Here is a 22982-nt window from a genome sequence, read left to right as displayed (position 1 = left end):
TAATGCAGGTGGGGAAGGGGTTTTCGAGGTTGGCTTTTTAAATGTCATCCTTTTTTTTTGTTTTAGTTTGCAAATTTGTTAATTTCCATGTTGCTAATTTTTCTCTATATTCATCCCACACACATGAATAACAATTGCCACTGCCGCAACATTCATCAGATTTTGGTTTTTCAGGTTTTTGTGGAATTTGAGTTGTGAAATCAGTCATAGTTGCTACTTTTTGGCACTAGTTTGGTGCGAAGGATAAAGTATAGTCATAATCAAGTAAATTATTCTTTGTTAACCCAACAGCATGTGTGAAAATATAGAAATGCGATTATATAAAGTTATTCACCGTGCTCCTTGGCGTGTAGTAAAAATTAGTAAAAAGCGTCAACAGCTTCGTTTTCGTCGTGCTATGGTGGCGCTTAAAATTGCACTTGCACAAGAAAAACAAGAAACTAAAGAGATGTTGGCCATATACAAGCGTTACACACAAGGGCAAACAAATAGTGCAGAGCTTAAACGAGCGAATGAGCAGTTTGTCGATATTTTAAAAGGCCTTGGATTGGGCGTATTTGCTGTGCTTCCTTTTTCACCTGTTACTATTCCACTTGTTGTTAAGTTAGGGCGGTTAGTGGGGGTGGATGTATTGCCCAGCTCGTTTAGCATTAATAAATCAATAAAAGAACTTGATAACGAAATAGAACAATCGCATCAAGAATCAGTTAAAAAAAATATACACAATAAATAACACTAAAAACCCGACAATTAGCGATACCTTTTAATAGTGCTTATTGATATCCTCATAAGAACAATTTTTACAAATTATGAGCTATTTAATGAGTGCATTACTTCGCAATACATCTTCTGGTATTCCTTTATCATTTATTCTTAAAAGCGAACTCTCTGATTGGCAAGCAAAGCAGCCTACATTTATTCAAAATTGGCTAAACAATACAGGCTTTGAAAAGCAAGGTTTAGCGTTAATTCCCGATAGCAATTCCGGGGAGTTGTCCCAAGTAATTTGTTTAATGCAAAGCCCAAACGACTTTTGGGCTGCTGGCAATTTGGCCAATACGCTACCAGTGGGTAGTTATCAAATTCAAGGTGACGATACGTTTATAGAGTTTGTGGCATTAGGATTTGTTCTTGGTGGCTACGAATTTAGTGAATACAAAGAAAAACCGACTGTTAAAGCCGAGTTGTGTATTGGCGATGAACAGCTTTACACGCGTATCAAACAGCAAGCGGAAGCTATTTTTTTAGCGCGTGATTTAGTAAACACGCCTGCCGTCGATATGATGCCGCAACATTTATCGCAAGTGATGGAAGATTTGGCTTCAACTCATGGCGGTGATTTTTCACAATGGATAGGCGATGAATTGTTAGAGCAAAACTACCCAACTATTCATATGGTAGGTCGTGCAAGCGAGAATAAACCGCGTTTGCTTGATTTAAAGTGGGGAGCAGATGATGCGCCACTAATAACGCTTGTTGGTAAAGGTGTGTGTTTTGACTCTGGCGGGCTCGACTTAAAGCCAAGCAATGGTATGCGTAATATGAAAAAAGACATGGGCGGTGCTGCGCATGTTATTGCATTAGCTCAGCTGATTATGGCTGCTAAATTGCCTGTCCGTTTGAGAGTATTAGTACCGGCAGTTGAAAATGCGGTGTCGCGAAATGCATTTCGCCCGGGCGATGTTGTAAAAACGCGCAAAGGTATTATGGTTGAAATAGATAACACGGATGCTGAAGGGCGTTTAGTTTTGTGTGACGCGTTAAGTGAAGCACAAAACGATAATCCGGAGCTTATTATTGATTTTGCAACATTAACAGGGGCATGTCGTGTAGCGTTAGGTACTGAGTTACCTGGTTTCTTTTCTACAGAGCGTGATGTAGCAAATGGTATAATTGATGCAGGAATCAGTGTGAATGACCCTGTTTGGCAGTTGCCTTTATTTGAGCAGTATCGTGGATTTTTGAAAAGTGATGTCGCAGATATGGCTAATAGTGCAAGTACACCATTTGGTGGCGCAATTACCGCCGCACTTTACTTAAAAGAATTTGTAGAGCCAACCACGCCTTGGGTGCATTTTGATGTGATGGCATGGAATTTACGTGCGCTGCCAGGTCGCCCTGCTGGCGGTGAAGCACTTGGCATTAGAGCCGTGTTTAACTATTTGCAAAACCGCTTTAATCATTAATTACCCGTAAAACATTAGCGCTATATGAAGCTTAAACTTCATATAGCTCTAGCGGTAAATCATCTGGGTCGGCAAAAAAAGTAAATTTTTTACCTGTAATTTCATCAATTCTAATCTCTTCAACTGCAACACTTTTACTTTCTAAATATTCTTTTGCTTTAGTTACATTGTCGACTTTAAACTCTAAATGGCGTAAGCCTTGTGCTTCCGGGTAACTAGGCCTTGAGGGCGCACCCTCAAACGAAAACAACTCAACTTGACTACCATCAGGCATTGCTAAGTCTAACTTATACGAATTACGCTTTTCCCTATAATGCTCGTTAATAATGTTGAGTTTTAAAATTTCACTATAAAAATGTTTAGAGCGAGGATAATTACTGCAAATAATTGCAGCATGATGAATACCTAAAAGCTCCATAAATTTATCTTCCTTAAATAAAAAACGCACTAAAAAGTGCGTTTTAATTATACGTTTTTAAAGCAAGCTTATTCAGCGTCTTTACATGCTTTTACAGCTGGCGCCACAAGCTCTAAACCTGTTTGGGTGCAAGGTGCTAATTGTGCGTCGCTAACGCTAATTGGAGTTACACGTTCGCCCCATTTTATGTAGCTTGCAGCCCATGTTAAACCCGCGCCAAAAGCCGCAGACATAATATTTGAATGAGGCTTTATTAACCCTTGTTCAACTGCTTCACATAGCGCAATAGCAATGGTTGCAGCTGATGTGTTGCCATAATCTGCAATGTTAACCATTACTTTTTCATCAGGTACTTTTAAACGGTGCTGGATTGCCTGAATTATGCGTAAATTAGCCTGATGTGGTACTAGTACGTTTATGTCGTCTAGGCTTAAATTAGCTTGCTCGAGAACGTCGTCACAGGCTTCACTCATACCTTTTACGGCACGCTTGAATATCTCTCTGCCTTCAAATAGCAGATCAGACGGGCCAATGGGTTCATATTTGTTTAAATCACTACCAAAGTTAGTAATATGAAGAATGTCGCGGTCTTCACTATCGCACCCTGTTTTAGTGCCAAGTAAACCTGCCGGTGTTTCTGCAGCTTCTAGTACAACAGCACCAGCGCCATCACCAAATAGTACTGCACTGTCGCGGCGCGCCCAGTTTACATACCAAGTCATTCGTTCAGCAGCAATAACGACCGCTTTTTTGATCATGCCTGCTTGAATTTGCGCAGTAGCAGCTTGTAATGCGTATAAAAAGCCAGAACACGCAGCATTCGTATCCATGGCGGCTGCGCCTGTTGCGCCAATATTTTTTTGCACTTGGGATGCCGTATTTGCAACAACTGTTGAAGGCGTACAGGTTGCAAGTATAACAAGATCAATGTCTTTTGCGTCAATACCTGCGCAAGCAAGTGCGTGTTTTGCTGCAACAGTTGCCAGCTCTGCCGTGCTTAAATGGCTTACACGACGAGATTTGATGCCAGTACGCGTGGTGATCCACTCGTCGGTGGTATCAACTATTTCGCTAATTTCATCGTTGCTAATACTTGCTGGTGGTATGCATTTGCCCCAACCAGTGATATGTGCGTATGGCATAGTGTGTTCTCTTAAGGTGGTATAACTTCAATTTATTACCGGCAAGTTATACCAAAATTCGACTTATAAGACTAGTTTATAGCATGCTTTGTATCGTAAATATTCGCTATTAAAGGTTTTTTAGAGTAAAGCTAGTATAAAAAAGGAGCATGTATGAAAACAACACTCATAACATTATCGTCAATTGTATTGGCAATGTTTGTTAATAATGTAAACGCAGCACACTCTAAAATCATTTACGCAGGTAGTTTACTTGTAGCACCTGAGCAGGCATTAAAAAAAGAACAAACCTTAGTTGTTACCAATGACAAAATAACGGCTATTAAAGACGGTTATGTATCAAAGTCAGTACTTAATTTACCCGATGCTGAAATAGTTAATTTAAAAAACCAGTTTGTTATGCCAGGTTTGATTGATATGCATGTGCATGTAACTTTTGAACGTGACGCTAAAGCAAACCCACACCGTTGGGCTACAGAATATGAAGCCGATTATGCGCTTCGTTCTATTAAATATTTACAGCGTACGCTTGATGCCGGCTTTACGTCGGTGCGTGATTTAGGCAGCGACTATCAAGTTATTTTTCCGTTAAAACGCGCAATTGAACGACAAGACATTGCAGGACCTCGTATTTTTGCAGCCGGTAATACAATATCGCCAAGCGGCGGTCATGCTGATATGCATGGCTACAGAAAAGACATAACCGATGTTTTTAAAACGACATTAGGCATTTGTAATGGCGCTGACGATTGCCGCCGTGCTGTGAGAGAAGTTATTAAAAGTGGTGCTGATGTAATTAAAATTACTGCAACGGGTGGTGTGTTGAGTAATACCGCAGCGGGAGTGAATCAACAACTCACTGATGATGAGCTGTCAGCTATTGTAAATACAGCGCATCATTTAGGGCGAAAGGTAACAGCGCATGCCCACGGAACAGAAGGAATTAAAGCAGCGCTTAGAGCTGGGGTTGACTCAATAGAGCACGGGTCTTATTTAGATAAAAAAACAGTCGATTTATTCAATAAAACGCAGGCCTATTTAGTTCCCACACTGCTTGCTGGTGCCACGGTAAGTGAAGAGGTACTTACTAATCCTAATATGCCAGCGGCAATTGCGAATAAAGTGCGAGAAGTAACGCCTAAAATGCAGGCATCGTTTAAGTTAGCGCTTAAAAACAAGGTAAACATTGCCTTTGGTACCGACTCGGGTGTATCGCGTCATGGTCTTAATGCAAACGAGTTTGGTTTAATGGTTGATAATGGAATGAGTGAGGCGCATGCAATAAAGTCAGCCACAGTGTATGCTGCTAAATTGTTAGGGCAAAGCCATCAGTTAGGCGACTTGAGTGTTGGTAAGCAAGCAGATATTATCAGCGTAAATGGTTCGCCACTTGAAGACATAAACGTACTTAAAAACGTGCAATTTGTTATGAAAGCAGGGCAAATTTACAAGCAATAGGGAAGCACATGAGCAGCAAAATTAAAGCGTCGTTGTTTAATCATTTAATTGAGGCTGAGCGTCAATTACTTGAGCCTGAAGTTCGCCAATCAGAGCGTGCACTCGACGCTTTACTCGACGATGAGTTTATCGAAATTGCTGCTAATGGCACGTCGTTTAATAAATACCAAGTACTCACACGCCTACCCACAGAGGTGGTGCCGCAGTTTTATAATCAGCATTTTAAAGGCCGAATGTTGAGTATAGATGTGGCGCAAATAAGTTATCAAGCAGCGTATAGGCGCTCAGCCCGTGCCGAATTTAATTATTCACTTCGCATGTCGTTATGGCGTAAAAATAGCGCGCAGGAATGGCAAATGGTGTTTCATCAAGGCACACCGTGCGCTGCTTTTACAATTTCAATGGACGACGAGTAACGTTTTAACTCAATTCATTTTTATATATTAAATTGGAAAATCATTGTTTTGTTAATGCAAACCGATCCCACTATCAGCCGTTTACTTATGCTTCGAAGCGGCGCTATTGCAGTACAACTAATTGCAGTGTTAAGTGTTTATTTTTTACTTGATTACCAATTGGCATTACTGCCCTTACTTGGTGTTATTACTTTAGAAGCTGCATTTCAATTAATTAGTCTATTTGCTTACCGAAAGGTTAGTCACGCTAAGCCCTCGGTTATGCTGATGCAACTCACTGCTGACGTTTTGTTTTTAACTATTTTGCTTTCTTTAAGTGGCGGCGCAACTAATGCATTTGTGTCGTTATTATTACTGCCCATTATGATAGCAGCGGTAACGCTACGTGAAAAAGGCTTAGCGTATATTGCTTTGCTTGCCATTGCTGCATACAGCTTTTTGTTAATAAACATGCCCGATCACAGTATGCATCAAATGAACATGAGCGGTCACTTTGTTGGCATGTGGGTTAACTTTGTTTTAAGTACCAGTGTAATAGCGCTTGTGATAGGGGCTATGAGCCGTGCACTAAAAGAACGCGAACGCGTCATTGCCAAAGCCCGAGAAAAACAACTACGAAATGAGCAACTAGTAACGCTTGATGGAGCTGCAGCACAAATAACTCATCAGTTAGCAACACCGATAGCTAACTTACAACTGTTGTTTGAAGAATTATTAGAGGAGCAACCAAACAATACTATAGTTAAACAGATGCAAACCCCACTTGAACAATGTCGCGATCAGCTCAATAGTTTTAGAGCGCTATCGGAGCAAATACGGGTTAAAAATGCTAAAGATCAAATAACCATAGATCAATTACAAACAGCCATTAACGATACCTTTTTATTACAATACCCCGGTCAACATATAAAATGGTTTTCACCTCCCATTAATGCGATTCTTTTAAGTGATGCGATGTTATTGCCTGCTATATTAAATTTATTGCAAAATGCAGCTACGGCTAATCAAAAACAAGGTAAAACAGAGCTTGAGTTAAGCTGGGAGCTTAACCAGCAAGATCAATGTATAGACTTATTAATCCGTGATTTTGGCGATGGTTTTACGCCCTCACAACTAGCTGAACTAGGGGGGCAGGTAATGCCTAGCGAACAAGGCATGGGTTTGGCCGTGTTATTATCTAACGCCACATTTGAGCGACTAAATGGCTCGCTAACCTTATTTAACCATATAGAAGGCGGTGCCGTAGCAAAGGTACAATTAGCCATCATTAATAGTGAGCAAGCAGCACAATGAAGTTACTGATAATTGAAGACGATATAAATTTAGCCAGTACGCTTGCTAGGCGTTTAACTAAGCAAGGCTTTATATGTGATGTTGCGCATAACCAAAGTGATGCGTTACTTCGTGCGCGCCAAATAGTACCCGACTCTATTTTATTAGACATGAAACTCGGGGACGACAACGGCTTAATGCTTATAAAGCCACTGCGCAACTTATTAGAAAATACACATATAGTGTTACTAACCGGGTTTGCAAGCATTGCCACTGCGGTTGAAGCAATGCGCTTAGGGGCAAACGATTATTTAACTAAACCTATTGATATGGCAACATTATTAAAAGCACTTAATAACGAAACAAGTGAGCTTCAAACGAGTATTGATGATGCTGTTATGTCGCCTGAACGCTTAGAATGGGAGCATATTCAGCAAGTGCTACACAGTAATAATGGCAATATATCGGTCACAGCTAGGCAATTAAATATGCATAGACGCACATTGCAACGTAAGTTACAAAAAAAGCCGGTCCAGCACTAATCGCTTAAGGAAAATAAATGAGTGAAAATGCAGTCACACTAATGCGTAATCGCAAAATTATATTATTCGACTCACAATGTAAATTATGCAGTGCGTGGTGTAATTTTATAATTAGTAATGATACCAATGCCATTTTTAAATTATGTAGCGTGCAATCTCCAAAAGGTGAAGTGCTATTAACTCACTTTGGTTTTTCAACTACACAATACGCCTCTATGGTGTACTTACAAAACGGCAAAGTGTTCACACAAAGCCATGCTTTTTTTGAAGTAGTGAATCAGCTTGGTTACCCTTACAAATTAGCAACTATTTTTAGTGTTTTACCTAATACCTTTAATAATTGGCTGTACGATAAAATTGCTTTAAACCGTTATACCTTATTTGGAAAATATCAGTATTGCCGTATTCCCTCTAAATGTGATGAACTTCACTATTTATAGAATCAATTAGATGCCCTCAAACAGGGGCTGTGCTAAAATCGCCGCGTTTTAAATTATCAGGGCTTTGAAATGGCAAGTACAGCGCACGCACTCCACATATTGGTTAAGCACAAAGAAATAGCAGAAGACATTATTAAGCAATTAGGTAAAGGTGCAAAATTTCAAACCTTAGCTAAAAAATATTCGTCGTGCCCATCGGGTAAAAAAGGCGGTGACTTAGGTGAGTTTAGACGCGGGCAAATGGTTCCGCAGTTTGACAAAATAGCCTTTAATGGCGCTATTTTAGAGCCACACCTAGTTAAAACTAAATTTGGCTGGCATGTTATTAAAGTACTTTATCGTACTTAGTTCACTTTAATTAAAGATGTATCTTTGGGTATATAAATAAGGCTGCAATGTGCAGCCTTTTTTTGTTTTAGTTAGTTATTATTTTTCTAAATTGAAATCTATAGTCATTTTTAAGTCTTCATCAACTACTGCAATACCATTAACTACTTTAGGTGCGTAACGCCATTTAGAAAGAGAGCGAATTGCAGCTTTATCAAAAGTTTTAACAGGCTCAGCTTTGATCACCTTAATATTAATTGGCTTACCAGATGTATCTACATCAAAAGACATTGTCACGCTACCTTCTATCTTTTCACGGGCGTTTTTAATTGGATATTCCGGAGGACTCGGCATTATAAGCGTAGAGTGAGGGCTATCAGCTAAAGGTGTTGTCGAACATGCAGTTAAAAGAAACAGTGAAGTTAGTGTTGTAATTATATATTTCATTATAAATCCCTTTATAGGTACTATTATTGATTTGTTAAATGTAGTTTCTATAATGACACCAAAAGAGAACGAAGGTAAATAACAAGTTTGTATTATTTTTGAACTCATAAATATATAAGAAAGGCTGCAATGTGCAGCCTTTTTTTGTTTTAAAATTTATTTGTATATCAAGCATCTTGCTTGGCTTCTTCTTCGCTAATTTGTTTTAGTGCTTGAATAAATGAGTCGCTTGGTTGTCCGCCAGTGAGTGCGTATTTATCGTTTATGATAAACGTAGGGACTGAGGTAATACCCATTTGTTTAAAGTTATTTTGCTCTTGGCGTACAGCTTGAACGTATTTGTCTGAGTGCAAAATATTTCGGGCTTCTTCTTTATCAAGGCCAACACTTTCGACAACATCAAGCAGAGCGTCTTCTTGGTTTAAGTATTTTAAATCGGTGAAGTGCGCTTCAAAAAATGCGAGTTTTAACTCGGTTTGCTTACCTTCTTCACGTGCCCACATTAATAAACGATGCAAATCAAAGCTGTTGATCATGATACGTTTGCCATCAAAGTTAAACGTAAATCCAGCACGCTTTCCTGCTTCAAACATGTTTTTACGATTTTCATCGCCTTGTTCTTCAGTTAGGTTGTACTTTTGCATTAAATGCTCATTTAAGTCTTGACCTTCAACTGGCATATCTGGATTTAGCTCAAAAGGATGCCATGTAATATCTGCACTCATTTCGTCTTTAAGTTGGCCAAGTGCTGTCTCAAGATTTTTATAACCTACTACACACCATGGGCACATTACGTCTGACACGATATCAATTTTAAAATTTTTCATATTCATCCTTTTGCGGATTGCTTTGGTATAACAAACGATATTGGGATGAACTGGACTTTATCAACGAATAAAATAAAAAGAGCAGCTAAACAGCTGCTCTTGAAGGAATTAAGCGTTAAGCCCAAATGGGTCGTCGATACTGTGGCTAGGCTCTGTAAACCAATGCGGACCGTTGTCGGTCATATAAAAATGATCCTCTAAACGCACCCCAAATTCATCGGGTATCACTAGCATTGGCTCGTTACTAAAGCACATGCCTGGGGCAAGTGGGGTTTTATCACCGCCAACTAAGTATGGCCATTCGTGAATATCTAAACCAATACCATGGCCAGTTCGATGCGGGCAACCCGGTGTTTGGTACTGCGGGCCCAGCCCTTGAGCCGCTAAATAGTTACGAGCACCTGCGTCAACATCTTCGCATGTAGTACCAATGTTTGCGGTGTTAAATGCGGCCAGTTGCGCTGCTTTTTCGTGATCCCAAAACATGCGCTGGCGCGGTGTTGGTTCACCAAATACATAGGTGCGGGTTATATCTGAAAGGTAATCGTGTACTTTACAACCGGTATCTATTAATACCATATCGCCTTTTTTAAGCACTTGCGCATCTTTAACACCATGTGGAAACGACGTTGCTACGCCAAACAGTACAATACAAAAATAGTTGCCCGGAGCACCTACTTTTTGATGCGCTTTTTTTATAAAGGCTTCTACTTCTGTGGTGGTAATACCTTCGTAAAGCATACTCGCAGTGGCTTGGTGAACGGCTAAGGTCATGTCCATTGCGCACTGCATAAGTGCTAATTCGTTAACCGATTTGTGCATACGGCAATGTGCAGTAACACTTTGTGCATTGATAATATTCAAGCCTTTTTGCGCTTTGTTAATACCATCGAATATAAAGAACTGTGCGCTTTCATCGATGCCGATGGTGGCGTCGTCACTAATGTTTAGTTGCTTTAATACTCTAACAAATAGCGCATAAGGGTTTTCGTGCTCTTGCCAGCCGTGTATTGGCCCTTCAACCACTTTAAAGCCATCTAGAGTACCAATTTCAAAATAAGGTGCTATGTACTGTACTTCACCAATCGCAGGTAAAATTGCGCCAACCATACGCTCACTCGCATACCACTTCATACCCGTAAAGTAGGTTAGGTTGGTCCCTGCATTTAGGTAAATTGCATCAATGTTATTAGCTGTCATATAAGCTTGTGCTTTTGCTATACGTTCAATGTGTTCGTCAGTCTGAATAGGTGTTAACGATTGGGTCATATTACTTAAGCTGGCCAATGCTTGCTCTGGGGTTTGCGTGCCAATACCGATTGTGCTCATGGGATTCTCCTTGGAATTTTCGCTATTGTGCGCAATGCATTTTTAAAATTCAATGTTCTGCGATCAGCAACATCGATTGAGGTTTTTAGTGCGTTGGGGTTAAGTTGGGTTGTGCGTTTGTCATGACAAAGGGGTGACATGCACCCCTAAAAGTTATTTTTTTGCGTAGGGAAGGCGCGTTAATTTATTTGCTGTGTGGTAGCTGTCAAGGCCTGTAACCGCAACAGTATCAATGGCTTGTAAATCTAGAAACCCATCGCTTTGCAGAGCGGTTTCATCTAAATACACATCGACAATTTCACCAATCACTAGTTCAGTTCCGTTAATTTCAAGATGTTTACTTTCAACAAATTTTACTGAGTATTTTAAGCGACTCTCTTTTACAAAAGGGGCCGAAAACTCATTTAAGTACTCAGGTGTTAACCCTGTTTCCTCAAATTCGGATTCGTCTTTGTCGTAGCGTGCTGAGGTTTGATGCGCTTGTTTATAAATAGACTTATTTACCTGATTGATAGTGTAAACACCTGTTTGTAATATATTTTCAAACGTATGGCGCGGTACACTGTGTGGGCGCATTATCATACCTACGAGGGGAGGGTGAGCACCCAAATGAATAACCGAACTAACAATCGATAAATTAGTGTTGCCTAGTAGGTCTTGTGTGCCTATTAGGTTTGCACTTTTAAACCCAGATAACGAGTTTATTAAATGTGTACGAGTACGTTTTTCAAGTGCGTCGATACGCGCTTTAGTAAAATGCATTTTAAATCCTTACCACGGTATAGTTGAGCCTTGCCAATCTAAATAAGCTGGCTCGCCATTTAGTTCTAAATCAGGGTTGTTATTTGTTAAGTCAAAAAGTTGGTGTGCTACAAATTCAGGTGTAAACAATTTGCCTTCGGGTACATTTTTTTGAAAAGGCTTAGACAGGTCAGTGTCAGTTGTACCAGGATGAAATAGCACAAGCTTGGTGTTCTTTGCACGACGAGCAAGCTCTACTGCAGCAGTTTTAAATAACATGTTAAGGGCTGATTTAGATGCTCGATAACTGTACCAGCCTCCCATTTTGTTGTCGTTAATACTACCTACTCGTGCACTTAGCGCGGTTATAGTGCAGTGCGTTTTATGATTGATTAAAGGCAAAACGCTTTGTAAGCAGAGCAATGGGGTAAGCGTATTTGCGTTTAGTAACAAATTAAAATAATCAGCGTTGATGTCTTCAAGCTTTTTTTCTGGCATGTGCTCGAAGTTATGTAACTTACCGTTGAACATTATTACCTGGTGTATGTCGGCTTGCTCATCTTTTAAATGTTGAGTAAGGCCAAATAAGCTGTCAGTAGAGTAATCAGTATTGTAAAAAGTAATGTTGTTACTGTGTTGTGGAACATGGTTACTTGAGCTGACGCATACAATGTTAAATTCAATTGTTTGGTTTTGAAGGTGCTTCACGTAGGCTTTAGCAATCGCGCTACTAGCGCCAAAAAGAATAATTGTCTTCATTTTTTTCCTTTTGATTTTATGGCGCACTGGCCGTTGTTGCACTGGGTATTAGGCATTAAAAACCTGCTTATAGAGTGCCTATGTTTTGCAAAAAAAATATAGCCCCAATCTGCAAAAATACGAATAACAGGCAAGCGAAAAATTTTCAACCAGCGGTGTTTTCCAACTGTTTTCCACGCTTGATACGTTACGTCTAGCCCATAAATTAACTCGCCATTTTTTAGTTGCGCTTGTAGGTATGTAAGTGCTTGGTTTTTGTTTATATGCCTGTAGCGCTCGCTAAAATCAGCAGCATTTAAATCCTCAAGGGTAATTAAGCTGTGTTTATCTGCTTGTTTTAACTGTTGCATTTCAGTGCTGCAAAGTGGGCAGTTACCGTCGTAAAAAATGATCATATCAGTGCTTTGTGATTATTTTATCTATACTTTTTTACGACATGACATTGCAAATGGATCTATTAAATATGCGCTCTTAATGATATTAATAGTCCTCCATGAAACAAAGGAGACTGAGAAATGAGTGAACAATATGCCGCCCTGCGAGGTAATGTAGGTCTACTTGGACAATTATTAGGTCAAACTATAAAAGATGCCCAAGGCCAAGCAATTTTAGATAAAGTAGAAGAAATTCGCGCTTTATCAAAATCCTCTCGCAGTGGTAATGAAGACGATCGCAAGGCGTTAATTGAAGTATTACATGCCCTTAGTGATGAAGAGCTTTTACCGGTTGCCCGTTCATTTAATCATTTTTTAAATTTAGCCAATGTGGCAGAGCAGTTTCATACTGTATCGCGTTTTAATGACGCTGGTCTTGGCCAGCAAAACCCTCTCACTCAAACATTAAAAACGTTAGCCGCTAAAGCACAAGAAGGTCAGTTAGACTCTAACCACCTTGCTGACACACTCTCAAAACTCCACATTAATTTAGTACTAACGGCCCACCCCACAGAGGTTACACGCCGTACAATTATTAACAAGCACGTTGAGTTGAGCGATTGTTTAGCATCGCTTGAGCGAAAAGATAACTTGGAACATGAGCGCGAAGCTATTTTAAATAGAATTGCTCAGTTAATAAGCCAAGCGTGGCATACAGACGACATTCGTCGTTCGCGCCCAACGCCTGTTGATGAGGCTAAATGGGGGTATGCAGTTATTGAAAATAGCCTTTGGCATGCTGTACCGCGTTTTTTACGTGAGTTTTCGGAGCATGCTAAAGAGCAGTTAAGTCTAGAGTTGCCCATTGACTACAGCCCAATTGAATTCACTTCTTGGATGGGTGGAGACCGAGACGGTAACCCATTTGTTACTGCACAGGTTACTTCACAAGTTCTTGACCATGGTCGCTGGATGGCGCTTGATTTATATAGCCGAGATATTGATACGTTATGCGCTGAGCTATCTATGTCTGACGCTAGCGACGAACTCATTGAGTTGGCAGGCCAAGATTTTGAACCCTACCGCACTGTGCTTAAAAAGCTTAAAGGCGAAGTGTCTGAAACAGTGGCACATTTAGGTGCAAAAATTAAACACAAACGCACTGACGCACAAGATCTTGTTACTGATATTAACCAGCTTAAGCACCCAATTGAGGTGTGCTATCGTTCTCTATTAAAATGTAACATGAAAGTCGTTGCCGATGGCTTACTACTTGATTTAATGCATCGTTTAAACAGTTTTGGCCTACGTTTGGCAAAACTAGATGTACGTCAAGACTCATCGCGCCACAGCGACGTTTTTTCTGAACTTACGCGTTATTTAGGGTTAGGGGACTACAACCAGTGGCAAGAGCAAGACAAGCAAGCATTTTTACTAGCGGAGCTTAATTCGCGTCGTCCGCTTATTCCTAAGCATTGGCAACCAAGCCCTGATGTACAAGAAGTGCTCGACACCTTCGATGTAATTGCAAAGCAAGATGAAAAAACATTTGGTTTGTATATTATTTCAATGGCACGCACTGCATCCGATATTTTAGCTGTTCAGCTTCTTCTAAAAGAAAGCGGCTGTAGTTTTGAATTGCCAGTTGCCCCATTATTTGAAACATTAGACGATTTAAATAATGGTAGCGACGTGATCACCACATTACTCGATAACGTGTGGTATCGCGGCCATATTCAAAATACGCAAAATGTAATGATTGGTTATTCAGACTCGGCTAAAGATGCCGGTATGATGGCAGCAGGTTGGGCCCAATACGAAGCAATGGATAAACTCGTGCAGCTTGCAGACGAGCGCGGCATTGAGCTTGTGTTATTCCACGGCCGAGGAGGGACTGTTGGTCGAGGTGGTGCACCGGCTGCACAAGCACTGCATTCGCAACCGCCAGGCTCACTTAAAGGCGGTTTACGGGTAACAGAGCAAGGCGAAATGATACGCTTTAAATTTGGTTTGCCAGATGTAGCACTACAAAGCCTAAATATATATGCAGGGGCAGTACTGCAGAGTAACTTATTACCACCGCCAGAGCCTAAGCCACAATGGCGCGAAGTTATGAAGCTTATTAGTGAGCAGTCGTGTGAGCATTACCGCAATGTTGTTCGCCACGACGAAAACTTTGTTCCTTACTTTAGAATGGCAACGCCAGAATTAGAGCTTTCTAAACTTCCGCTTGGCTCTCGCCCTGCAAAACGCAACCCTAATGGGGGCGTTGAAAGTTTACGTGCTATTCCATGGATTTTTGCATGGAGTCAAAACAGGTTAATGTTGCCTGCTTGGTTAGGTGCGTTAACAGGCTTAAAAAAGGCACTAGACCAATATGGCTTAGAAACACTAAACGAAATGAGCCTCAATTGGCCATTTTTTAGAGCTCGTTTAGAAATGCTTGAAATGGTATTTAGTAAAGCCGATAGCTGGTTAAGTGAGCACTATGATAATGCGCTGGTGGAAGATATGTACAAGCCGTTAGGTGTAACGTTGCGAAAAGAGCTTGAAGAAGCCATTGAGCTTGTGCAGTCGTTAAGCCCGCAAAAAAGCTTACTTGCAGCTCAGCCTTGGATAAAAGAGTCGATTAGTTTACGAAACCCGTACACCGATCCGCTCAATGTCTTGCAGGTTGAATTGCTTCGACGTGCTCGCTCTAACGAGGAGCACAACGAAGGTGATATCGATAATGCATTAATGATCACTATGACGGGTATTGCTGCAGGTATGCGTAATACTGGTTAATCGTTAACGTTTGTTATTTAGAAAGGGAACACGCCGTGTTCCCTTTTTTTGTGTTTAATAACCTAAGGTCTATTTACCTTTCGCGGTTAAATTTTCAGCAGTGTATTTGGTGCTTAGGCAAGGCAGCGCCTATGCAGTGTGTTTATTCCCGATAAATAGGCGATAACGCAGCATGAATACCAAACACGCGTTGCCCGAGGAAGCTTTGCTCGGTTTTACTTAGCCCACTAGGTTACAAACCTCGCGCCACGATTAAATTGTCTCTAGTTTGAACAAGTTTTAAGCCTGAAAGGTCAACAGGCCCTAGCAATTTGGCTCTTAAACTTTTAAACTACTTAGCCATTGAATAATTAAAATACATTATGGCTTCAGCAACTTTTACTGTACAAGAAGATACAGCCCTTACAAATTCTCATATCACGTTAAACGTAGCGCAAACCGCGTCCTTACGTAGCCAATTAAAGTCGCAACGCGGCATATTAAACACCAACAACATTGAACAGCTTTGCAAAGAGTTTAATGTTTCTGTCGATTCACTGTTACAAGGTTTAGTACCTTTAGCGTCTGAGTTTTCAGTAGCTCCAGTATCACATTTTCATGTGGGTGCTATTGTCAAAGCTCTAGATGATCAGCAACAAGTTAATTTTTATTTTGGCGCTAATGTAGAGTTTGATCACCAAGCACTGAGTCTCGTTGTTCATGCAGAACAGTCTGCCATTAATAATGCTTGGTTAAATGGCGCTAAAAAAATTCTTAAAATTGCTATAAGCGACGCTCCGTGTGGCTACTGTCGCCAATTTATGAATGAATTAGCCGATGCAAAAGAATTTGATATTTTACTTCCAAGTCAACATTTTAAATTGGCAGAGCTATTACCTCACTCGTTTGGACCAACCGATTTGGGTAACGAATTTAGCTTGTTTAACCCAAAGCCTCAGCTTGCGGTTTTTGATGACAAACAGATCGAAGAGACTTTTGCTGGCTTTGCGTTAAATGCGTATGTACCGTACAGTCAAAATTTTAGTGCGGTCAAGTTAAGTACATTTAATAATGGGGATTTTTACGGCAGTTATGCAGAAAACGCAGCCTATAGCCCAAGTTTATCGCCTTTGCAAAGCGCGTTGAGTCAGTTCTTTTTAGCTGGTCTTAGTTTTGATAAAAAGACGGTGAAAGGCATCACACTTTTAGAAACTAAAGGGCACGAAAATCAAGCGGGTGTTTCGAAGGCGGTACTATCGGGATTTACTGATTTGCCAGAGCTAAAAATAATTAGTGCAGCGCTTAAGTAGAGTCAAAAAAGCACAGCTAATAAGCTGTGCTTTTACATATTAATTTTACTTATTAAGTAAAATTAATCTAGTAACACTTTAGCGGCTTCTAATACAACAGCCACTGATTTTCTTTCTATTTCACCGTGGTCAACGTTAGGAATTTCTTGACGAGTACGGTTAACTAATACACCGGCAACACAGGCAGCTTGCAAGCCAAGAGCTGCACACATAGTGAATAATGTGGCCGACTCCATTTCGTAGTTCATTACGCCCAGCTTTTGCCATTCTTCACAACTACCTTGGAATGCTTTTGGTACATAACCCGAGTGTGTGTCGTAGCGCTCTTGGCCCGGGTAAAATGTATCGCTAGATGCAGTAATACCAATATGAAAGTCAATGTTTAAGTTTTTACAAGCTTCAACCATGGCTTGTGTTGCATAAAAATCAGACACAGCAGGGTAGCTTAGTGGTGCAAAGTGTTGGCTTGCACCGTCTAAACGTACAGACGCTTGGCTAATTAAAATTTCACCTTCATTAATGTGCGGCTGAATAGCACCCGTAGTACCAATACGTAAAAATTGACGCACGCCCAATTGAGCAAGTTCCTCTACTGCAATCGATGTAGATGGGCCGCCGATACCGGTTGAGCATATAACCACAGAGTGGCCATTTAATTGACCTAGATAAACATGAAACTCACGTGTTTGAGCAAGGCAGGTTGGGTTGTCTAGGAATTGAGAAATACGTGCAGCGCGATCTGGGTCACCGGGCACAATCGCAAGTTTTGCACCTTGTAGATCGTCAATACATAGTCCTAAGTGAAATACCTTTTCCATATCTAAGCCTTTTTAAAATAATTTTTATCAATCTAGCATAATTGCTAGAAACCTTTCTTAAGTACAGGACGTATGTCCGTATTAATATAATTGAGTGCTTGTTTAAGCCAGTAAAATAGGGCTTTAGCGTATTTTATTCATCAACTATGAATATTCAAGCACACCCATGGATTGCTGGTTTACTTGTGCGGTTGACTTGTGTGCGCAAGCATTATAAGTATCACTCACTAAGTGGTTAGTCATAAATGATGATTGCCTGCATTAATTAAAAGTTTTTAAATATCAGTTTCTTATGTTTTTATTTTAAGTTGGTTTTGAAAGGGTTTTTAATGATACAGACAAAGAAAATTTTTAATTTTTAATTTTTTAAAGTTTAGGCCTGTTTAATCGTTTTGCATAAATAATCACTAAAATACGCACTGAACAATTCATAAGGATTTATTATGAGTCAAGAAATTCAAGCATTTAATAGTAAAGTAGAGCACTGCTTATGTGCTCCTGGCGATGGTGTTTTTACCGTTAATACTGCAAAAGAGCGAAAAGCGGCACTTCGAAATAAACTGTATGGTCAAACCGAAAATGTAGATAAGCTATGGCGCGAATCGTTAAATGAGTTGCCTCACTCTCCCCATAAAGCGGTCATGCTTGGAATTAGTTCTGATTGTGGTGGCGGTATTTTACGTGGTGCCAATTGGGGGCCTTTGTTTGTTCGCTCAGCATTAATTGATCAGCACCCTGAATGTCATTCGTTCGACTTAGGCGATGTGCGTGTTATTCCGCATTTGTTACATGACAAATACCTAAACGACGCAACTATCTCTAATTGCCAAAAAGCGCTATACGGAAACGAAAATAACGACTACTACGTAAGTCCGTTATCAATTACTGAAGATGTGTGCGACAGCTTTTACGCGACGTTCAAAGATAAGGGTATTTTTGGTATTGGTGGCGACCACTCTATTAGTTATCCATTAACCAAAGCGTATTTAAAAGCTAAACGTGAGCAAGGTAAGCGCACAGCTATTATTCATTTTGATGCGCACACCGATTTGCTTGTGGAGCGCTTGGGTATAGATTTATGTTTTGGCTCTTGGTGTACACATATTTTGGAGTTTTTACCTGCACCCCATCACTTAATTCAATTTGGTATACGTTCAAGTGGAAAACCAAAATCACACTGGGAAAACACATTTGGGGTTAAGCAACATTGGGCGCATGAAATTATTGAACGCGGTGCAGCCGCTGTTGCTGCAGAGACTATCGCGCAACTAAAAGCGGATAATGTTGATGAAGTGTATGTAAGTTTTGATATTGACGCACTCGATGCCGAATTTGCTTCTGCAACCGGTACACCGGAAGATAACGGTTTAACACCAAAGCACGCGCTAGACATTTTATCGGCCATTGCCGATGAGTTTCCTATTACGGGCGCTGATATGATGGAAATAGCACCATTTACCGACAGTTCACTTGTGGGCCAAGCAAGTTCTGAGACAACATTAAAAGAAGGCGCAAAAATTTCAGCGTTTTTAATTAATGCGATGAATAAATAAGTGCTTAAAAACTAATACTATTGACTTAATCTTATTTTATTAAATACTCAAAACTAGCAGTCTACAAAGCCTCAACTATATTTATTGAATAATTGCACTAATTTAGTTGAGGCTTTTACCCAATGAAGGGATTCGTTTTTTTACTTTGTTTTTTATACCCTATTGCGCATGCTAACGAAATTAATATAGTTACGGAAGTTTTCCCTGACTTTCAATATCTCGATGCAAACAAGCAATTGGCTGGTCGCTCTGTAGAAAAGGTAAAAAACGCCCTTAATGCTGCTGGTATTAGTTACACTATGTCGGCTAACAATTGGAGTGTGTCTTATAACGCAGCCCTTCGAGATAAAAACACCTGTATTTTCTCAATTGTTCGTTTGCCACCAAGAGAAAATAACTTTGTGTGGATAGCTGAACTTGAAGAGTTTGAGTCAGCGATTTATGGGCTGAAATCTCGAGGCATAAAGTTAAAGACTTTACATGATGCCAAGCGCTATAAAATAGCAGTATTAAGAGATAACTTTAGCCATCATTATTTACTTGAACGCGGTTTTAACGAAACCCGGCATCTGTTGCTGATTGATAACTTAGATAAAATAGATAAGCTAATTAGTGCACGCCGTGACATTCTTGATTTTGTCATTTTAAGTAAAAAACAATTTAATTACCGTCTCAAAACATCACCAAAGTTAAATTTACTCGAGCCAGTGCTTGATTTAAATACGGCTCAATCTCCATTATATTTTGCGTGTAACATAAATATGGATGAGTCGTTAATTACACAGTTACAGTTTGCATTTAGACAAACCTCCTCTCTTAATTAGTGGCTAAAAATCATTTAACTAGCTGAATAATAAAAACTTAAACACAAAGTAAAAATATCAATTGCTGCGATTAAAAAAGCGACTATAATCAGCTGCTTTTTATATAAAAAGCGCTAACTTTTTGGAGCGTTAAATGGGTGATTTAATCGGGATTAGTCTATTGATCTTGATCAGTGCGTTGTTTGCTATGTCGGAAATAGCAATTGCAGCGTCACGAAAAATAAAACTTCGTGTAATGGCAGACGAAGGCAGTTTAAATGCAGCTGCAGTATTAAAACTGCAAGAAAATCCGGGCGCGTTCTTCGCCATGATACAAATAGCACTTAATGCTATCGCTATTTTAGGTGGCATTGTAGGTGAACAAGCGTTATCGCCATACGTTGAAAAAGTATTGGTTTTATTTTATCAGGGTGCATATGTAGAGAAAATTAGCTTTTTATTCTCATTTTTTACTATTACCTCGTTATTTATTTTATTCGCCGATTTAATGCCAAAGCGATTAGCGATGATCATGCCAGAAGCTGTCGCCGTTAAGGTCGTTAACATAATGCGTTGGGTTACATTTGCATTAACGCCTTTAGTCATGTTTTTTAATGGCGTGACTAACTTTGTACTGCGACTGTTTAAAGTTCCCGCAGAGCGTGAAGATAATGTAACCACAGAAGACATTGTTGCCATGATGGAAGCTGGCGCTGAGTATGGTAGTTTGCAAAAGCAAGAGTATGACTTAATAGGTAATGTGTTTGATTTAGAAGCTCGTTTTTTATCAAGCGTAATGACCCCGCGTGACCAAATTGTGTATTTCGATTTAAACGAAAGCAGTAATGACATTGCGACCAAAATTATTGATCACCCGCACAATCATTTTTTAGTTGTGTCGGGTAACTTAGACAAATTACATGGCTCTGTTGAATCAAAAGATATTTTACGCCAAGTACTTAAAGGTGAAGCCGCTAATATCAATGACGAATTAGTTGATACTGACGTATTTTACTTACCAGAAACATTAAGTTTGTCAGAGGCATTAAATGCATTTAAAAGCGCCGCTAAACCATTTGCTATTGTAGTAAACGAATACGCGCTGCTTGTTGGTATTGTTACTGTAAAAGATTTAATGAAAGGCTTTATGGGAGATTTAATAACTCACCAAGGGGATGAACTAATAATCGAGCGAGATAAAAGCTCTTGGTTAGTTGACGGGCTGACGCCAATTACCGATTTAGCTAAAGTGCTTGATATAGACGAGTTCCCAGAGCAAATACATTTTGAGACGGTGGCAGGCTTTTTAATTTACACAATGAAGCGTATACCAAAACGCGCTGAACACATTAGTTATGCGGGCTTTAAATTTGAAGTTGTTGATGTTGAAGGTATTCGTGTAGAGCAATTGCTTGTATCTAGATTAGTTTAAAGCTTGCCATCCTAATCTCTTTATAAACGCTTAACCACGTCATGAATAAAAAAGCCAAGTTCGCCTTGGCTTTTTTGTTAATGAAAGTTTATAAATTTGTTCGTTATAACAATTGTATTTGGCTATAGCCTAATGGGTATCTGGCTAAATGGCTCACCCCCTAATTAACTGAAATATAATATCTAAATCTCTTCACTATCTACTTTTAGGCTTTAATTTAAACAAAGAAGGTTTTTGCGTAAGTACTTTTCTATTTTTAAAAAATACAGTGCGCTGAGCACTATAGTTAGCTTGTAGGTGCAAATATTTATTATAAAAGCCTTATTAACATTACTTCGTGATTAAGTATGAGGTCGCATAATTGAGTGTAATTTTGTGTAAAGATCAGCTTATTAAGATGTATTCTCACTAACATTTAATTTAGAATGATCGTTCACTCTAAATTAAAGGTATTTAACATGCAGCGTTCTAGCACCGCTTTATTTGTATTTTCAATTCTCATAGGTTCAGTTGCGTTGACTGGTTGTGACCAAGTGACAGAGCAGTCGCAGGCAGCTGCTCCTAAAGCTGTGCCGGTAGGGGTTATTACGCTTACAAAACAATCGCTAACTTTAAGGCAAGAGTTGCCTGGACGTATTAGTGCATTTCAAATTGCAGAAATACGCCCGCAAGTAAGCGGTATTGTGCAATCACGTTTATTTACCGAGGGGTCTCAAGTAGAAAAAGGTCAAGCGCTTTACCAAATTAATCCTGCTACTTTTGAAGCCAACTTAGCGGCAAGTGAAGCTGCTGTTGCCCGCGCTGAAGCAAGCATTGCAAGCAGTAAAGCTAAAGCGTCTCGTTATAGTGAATTATTAAAAATTAAAGCGGTTAGCCAGCAAGATTACGACGAGGCTGATGCAGCCTACAAGCAAGCAAAAGCAGAACTCCTTACTGCTCAAGCGCAGCTGCAAACCTCAAAAATTAATTTAGAATACAGTCATGTCTCTTCGCCTATTAGTGGGCAAATTAGTAAATCGAATGTCACCGTAGGTGCGTTAGTAAGTGCCAACCAAGCCACTTCTTTGGCAACAGTTACACAACTTGATCCTATCTATATTGATTTAACGCAGTCGAGTAGCGAATTAACCAAGCTTAAAAAAGCGATTGTTTCGGGCGACCTAAGTGTGGATTCAACCAGTCAAACCGATGTTGAACTCACTATGGAAGATGGCTCTTTATATTCTCATAAAGGCACTTTACAGTTCTCTGAGGTGACAGTTGACCCAAGTACAGGGTCGGTTACATTACGTGCTAAATTTCCTAACCCTGAAAAGTTACTACTTCCAGGGATGTATGCTCGCGCCTCAATTGTTGAAGGTGTTAAAAACGACGCTATTTTAGTTCCACAGCGCGGTGTTAGTCGAAACTCGAAAGGTGAACCTACCGCAATGGTTGTTAGCAAAAACAATACTGTAGAGAGCCGCGTTTTGAAAACAGACCGCACCATTGGATCTAATTGGCTTGTAACTGATGGCGTAATGGAAGGCGATAAACTGATTGTAGAAGGGCTACAAAAAATTCGCCCAGGCGCACCAGTTAGCCCATCTGAAGTTCAAACTGCTAAAGCGCAATAACGGAGA

The 22982-nt window shown here is 39.9% G+C and carries 24 protein-coding genes; 14 read left to right on the top strand and 10 right to left on the bottom strand.

Annotated elements, in window-relative coordinates; translation table 11 throughout:
- Nucleotides 1-37: 37 nt before the first annotated feature.
- The gene (locus R0J88_RS02080; RefSeq protein WP_410898911.1) at nt 38-208 is read right to left on the bottom strand and encodes an oxidoreductase-like domain-containing protein; all 171 of its coding nucleotides are present in this window, start codon (nt 206-208) and stop codon (nt 38-40) included.
- A gap of 102 nt (nt 209-310) precedes the next feature.
- On the opposite strand from R0J88_RS02080, the gene R0J88_RS02075 reads away from it, so the two are divergent.
- A complete protein-coding gene (locus R0J88_RS02075) occupies nt 311-733 on the top strand; it encodes a hypothetical protein (RefSeq protein ID WP_033018928.1) in 423 nt (140 codons plus the stop codon).
- 88 nt (nt 734-821) lie between these two features.
- Nucleotides 822-2186: a leucyl aminopeptidase family protein gene (locus R0J88_RS02070; protein WP_138739613.1), complete on the top strand. Its 1365-nt coding sequence runs from the start codon at nt 822-824 to the stop codon at nt 2184-2186.
- 31 nt (nt 2187-2217) lie between these two features.
- Here the strand turns inward: R0J88_RS02070 and R0J88_RS02065 are convergent, their stop codons facing one another.
- Nucleotides 2218-2604, bottom strand: a complete 387-nt coding sequence (locus R0J88_RS02065; protein ID WP_410898910.1) for a VOC family protein — start codon at nt 2602-2604, stop codon at nt 2218-2220.
- Nucleotides 2605-2672: 68 nt separating this feature from the next.
- Nucleotides 2673-3746 (bottom strand): ketoacyl-ACP synthase III, encoded by a 1074-nt coding sequence (locus R0J88_RS02060; protein ID WP_410898909.1) that lies wholly within the window; start codon nt 3744-3746, stop codon nt 2673-2675.
- A gap of 153 nt (nt 3747-3899) precedes the next feature.
- Between R0J88_RS02060 and R0J88_RS02055 the strand changes: the two genes are divergently transcribed.
- The 6 genes from R0J88_RS02055 to R0J88_RS02030 all read left to right on the top strand — a co-directional run bounded on the left by R0J88_RS02055 (nt 3900) and on the right by R0J88_RS02030 (nt 8222).
- Nucleotides 3900-5204, top strand: a complete 1305-nt coding sequence (locus R0J88_RS02055; RefSeq protein ID WP_410898908.1) for an amidohydrolase family protein — start codon at nt 3900-3902, stop codon at nt 5202-5204.
- An 8-nt stretch (nt 5205-5212) separates the two neighbouring features.
- A complete protein-coding gene (locus R0J88_RS02050; RefSeq protein WP_039037600.1) occupies nt 5213-5620 on the top strand; it encodes a DUF4440 domain-containing protein in 408 nt (135 codons plus the stop codon).
- 54 nt (nt 5621-5674) lie between these two features.
- Entirely contained in the window at nt 5675-6913 is a 1239-nt protein-coding gene (locus R0J88_RS02045; RefSeq protein WP_410898907.1) for an ATP-binding protein, read from the top strand.
- Nucleotides 6910-7434, top strand: a complete 525-nt coding sequence (locus R0J88_RS02040; RefSeq protein WP_058429798.1) for a response regulator transcription factor — start codon at nt 6910-6912, stop codon at nt 7432-7434. The genes R0J88_RS02045 and R0J88_RS02040 overlap by 4 nt, the downstream gene beginning before the upstream one ends.
- Nucleotides 7435-7451: 17 nt before the next feature.
- Nucleotides 7452-7874, top strand: coding sequence for a thiol-disulfide oxidoreductase DCC family protein (locus tag R0J88_RS02035; protein WP_410898906.1), 423 nt, complete (start codon nt 7452-7454; stop codon nt 7872-7874).
- 69 nt (nt 7875-7943) lie between these two features.
- Nucleotides 7944-8222, top strand: coding sequence for a peptidylprolyl isomerase (locus R0J88_RS02030; protein WP_004588770.1), 279 nt, complete (start codon nt 7944-7946; stop codon nt 8220-8222).
- A 78-nt stretch (nt 8223-8300) separates the two neighbouring features.
- Here the strand turns inward: R0J88_RS02030 and R0J88_RS02025 are convergent, their stop codons facing one another.
- The 6 genes from R0J88_RS02025 to R0J88_RS02000 all read right to left on the bottom strand — a co-directional run bounded on the left by R0J88_RS02025 (nt 8301) and on the right by R0J88_RS02000 (nt 12699).
- On the bottom strand, nt 8301-8648 hold the full coding sequence (locus R0J88_RS02025) for an energy transducer TonB (protein WP_410898905.1): 348 nt from the start codon (nt 8646-8648) through the stop codon (nt 8301-8303).
- A gap of 167 nt (nt 8649-8815) precedes the next feature.
- Nucleotides 8816-9475 (bottom strand): DsbA family oxidoreductase, encoded by a 660-nt coding sequence (locus R0J88_RS02020; protein WP_006791653.1) that lies wholly within the window; start codon nt 9473-9475, stop codon nt 8816-8818.
- Between the two features lie 108 nt (nt 9476-9583).
- Nucleotides 9584-10804 carry a M24 family metallopeptidase gene (locus R0J88_RS02015; protein ID WP_138739621.1) on the bottom strand — a complete coding sequence of 407 codons (1221 nt, stop codon included), beginning with the start codon at nt 10802-10804 and terminating at the stop codon, nt 9584-9586.
- Between the two features lie 153 nt (nt 10805-10957).
- On the bottom strand, nt 10958-11566 hold the full coding sequence (locus R0J88_RS02010; protein ID WP_006791655.1) for a flavin reductase family protein: 609 nt from the start codon (nt 11564-11566) through the stop codon (nt 10958-10960).
- A 9-nt stretch (nt 11567-11575) separates the two neighbouring features.
- Nucleotides 11576-12304: an SDR family NAD(P)-dependent oxidoreductase gene (locus R0J88_RS02005; RefSeq protein WP_410898904.1), complete on the bottom strand. Its 729-nt coding sequence runs from the start codon at nt 12302-12304 to the stop codon at nt 11576-11578.
- Nucleotides 12301-12699, bottom strand: a complete 399-nt coding sequence (locus tag R0J88_RS02000) for a thiol-disulfide oxidoreductase DCC family protein (RefSeq protein WP_138739622.1) — start codon at nt 12697-12699, stop codon at nt 12301-12303. Before R0J88_RS02000 ends, R0J88_RS02005 begins: the two co-directional genes overlap by 4 nt.
- Before the next feature lie 120 nt (nt 12700-12819).
- Here R0J88_RS02000 and ppc point away from each other — a divergent pair, with 120 nt between their 5' ends.
- Together ppc and cdd are read left to right on the top strand one after the other, a co-directional pair.
- Nucleotides 12820-15465 (top strand): phosphoenolpyruvate carboxylase, encoded by a 2646-nt coding sequence (ppc, locus tag R0J88_RS01995; protein ID WP_006791658.1) that lies wholly within the window; start codon nt 12820-12822, stop codon nt 15463-15465.
- Between the two features lie 362 nt (nt 15466-15827).
- Entirely contained in the window at nt 15828-16754 is a 927-nt protein-coding gene (cdd, locus tag R0J88_RS01990) for a cytidine deaminase (RefSeq protein WP_010556753.1), read from the top strand.
- 62 nt (nt 16755-16816) lie between these two features.
- On the opposite strand, the gene udp is transcribed toward cdd, so the two are convergent.
- The gene (udp, locus tag R0J88_RS01985; RefSeq protein WP_010556752.1) at nt 16817-17572 is read right to left on the bottom strand and encodes a uridine phosphorylase; all 756 of its coding nucleotides are present in this window, start codon (nt 17570-17572) and stop codon (nt 16817-16819) included.
- Between the two features lie 443 nt (nt 17573-18015).
- On the opposite strand from udp, the gene R0J88_RS01980 reads away from it, so the two are divergent.
- The 4 genes from R0J88_RS01980 to R0J88_RS01965 all read left to right on the top strand — a co-directional run bounded on the left by R0J88_RS01980 (nt 18016) and on the right by R0J88_RS01965 (nt 22976).
- Nucleotides 18016-19125, top strand: a complete 1110-nt coding sequence (locus R0J88_RS01980) for an arginase family protein (protein WP_219422089.1) — start codon at nt 18016-18018, stop codon at nt 19123-19125.
- A gap of 122 nt (nt 19126-19247) precedes the next feature.
- Nucleotides 19248-19949: an amino acid ABC transporter substrate-binding protein gene (locus R0J88_RS01975; RefSeq protein WP_219422088.1), complete on the top strand. Its 702-nt coding sequence runs from the start codon at nt 19248-19250 to the stop codon at nt 19947-19949.
- A 133-nt stretch (nt 19950-20082) separates the two neighbouring features.
- Nucleotides 20083-21360 carry a hemolysin family protein gene (locus R0J88_RS01970; RefSeq protein WP_410898903.1) on the top strand — a complete coding sequence of 426 codons (1278 nt, stop codon included), beginning with the start codon at nt 20083-20085 and terminating at the stop codon, nt 21358-21360.
- A gap of 458 nt (nt 21361-21818) precedes the next feature.
- Nucleotides 21819-22976, top strand: a complete 1158-nt coding sequence (locus tag R0J88_RS01965) for an efflux RND transporter periplasmic adaptor subunit (protein WP_410898902.1) — start codon at nt 21819-21821, stop codon at nt 22974-22976.
- The last annotated feature ends 6 nt before the right edge of the window (nt 22977-22982 follow it).

Origin of the sequence: Pseudoalteromonas sp. SIMBA_162 (assembly GCF_046535955.1) — a bacterium.
Lineage (GTDB): Bacteria > Pseudomonadota > Gammaproteobacteria > Enterobacterales > Alteromonadaceae > Pseudoalteromonas > Pseudoalteromonas marina.
The sequence above is the reverse complement of the archived record's forward strand: the minus strand, read 5'-3'. Positions and strand labels throughout refer to the sequence as shown.

Coding starts and splice junctions, on each gene's coding strand:
- R0J88_RS02080 (WP_410898911.1), bottom strand. CDS start 208: ATGACTGATTTCACAACTCAAATTCCACAAAAACCTGAAAAACCAAAA.
- R0J88_RS02075 (WP_033018928.1), top strand. CDS start 311: ATGCGATTATATAAAGTTATTCACCGTGCTCCTTGGCGTGTAGTAAAA.
- R0J88_RS02070 (WP_138739613.1), top strand. CDS start 822: ATGAGTGCATTACTTCGCAATACATCTTCTGGTATTCCTTTATCATTT.
- R0J88_RS02065 (WP_410898910.1), bottom strand. CDS start 2,604: ATGGAGCTTTTAGGTATTCATCATGCTGCAATTATTTGCAGTAATTAT.
- R0J88_RS02060 (WP_410898909.1), bottom strand. CDS start 3,746: ATGCCATACGCACATATCACTGGTTGGGGCAAATGCATACCACCAGCA.
- R0J88_RS02055 (WP_410898908.1), top strand. CDS start 3,900: ATGAAAACAACACTCATAACATTATCGTCAATTGTATTGGCAATGTTT.
- R0J88_RS02050 (WP_039037600.1), top strand. CDS start 5,213: ATGAGCAGCAAAATTAAAGCGTCGTTGTTTAATCATTTAATTGAGGCT.
- R0J88_RS02045 (WP_410898907.1), top strand. CDS start 5,675: ATGCAAACCGATCCCACTATCAGCCGTTTACTTATGCTTCGAAGCGGC.
- R0J88_RS02040 (WP_058429798.1), top strand. CDS start 6,910: ATGAAGTTACTGATAATTGAAGACGATATAAATTTAGCCAGTACGCTT.
- R0J88_RS02035 (WP_410898906.1), top strand. CDS start 7,452: ATGAGTGAAAATGCAGTCACACTAATGCGTAATCGCAAAATTATATTA.
- R0J88_RS02030 (WP_004588770.1), top strand. CDS start 7,944: ATGGCAAGTACAGCGCACGCACTCCACATATTGGTTAAGCACAAAGAA.
- R0J88_RS02025 (WP_410898905.1), bottom strand. CDS start 8,648: ATGAAATATATAATTACAACACTAACTTCACTGTTTCTTTTAACTGCA.
- R0J88_RS02020 (WP_006791653.1), bottom strand. CDS start 9,475: ATGAAAAATTTTAAAATTGATATCGTGTCAGACGTAATGTGCCCATGG.
- R0J88_RS02015 (WP_138739621.1), bottom strand. CDS start 10,804: ATGAGCACAATCGGTATTGGCACGCAAACCCCAGAGCAAGCATTGGCC.
- R0J88_RS02010 (WP_006791655.1), bottom strand. CDS start 11,566: ATGCATTTTACTAAAGCGCGTATCGACGCACTTGAAAAACGTACTCGT.
- R0J88_RS02005 (WP_410898904.1), bottom strand. CDS start 12,304: ATGAAGACAATTATTCTTTTTGGCGCTAGTAGCGCGATTGCTAAAGCC.
- R0J88_RS02000 (WP_138739622.1), bottom strand. CDS start 12,699: ATGATCATTTTTTACGACGGTAACTGCCCACTTTGCAGCACTGAAATG.
- ppc (WP_006791658.1), top strand. CDS start 12,820: ATGAGTGAACAATATGCCGCCCTGCGAGGTAATGTAGGTCTACTTGGA.
- cdd (WP_010556753.1), top strand. CDS start 15,828: ATGGCTTCAGCAACTTTTACTGTACAAGAAGATACAGCCCTTACAAAT.
- udp (WP_010556752.1), bottom strand. CDS start 17,572: ATGGAAAAGGTATTTCACTTAGGACTATGTATTGACGATCTACAAGGT.
- R0J88_RS01980 (WP_219422089.1), top strand. CDS start 18,016: ATGAGTCAAGAAATTCAAGCATTTAATAGTAAAGTAGAGCACTGCTTA.
- R0J88_RS01975 (WP_219422088.1), top strand. CDS start 19,248: ATGAAGGGATTCGTTTTTTTACTTTGTTTTTTATACCCTATTGCGCAT.
- R0J88_RS01970 (WP_410898903.1), top strand. CDS start 20,083: ATGGGTGATTTAATCGGGATTAGTCTATTGATCTTGATCAGTGCGTTG.
- R0J88_RS01965 (WP_410898902.1), top strand. CDS start 21,819: ATGCAGCGTTCTAGCACCGCTTTATTTGTATTTTCAATTCTCATAGGT.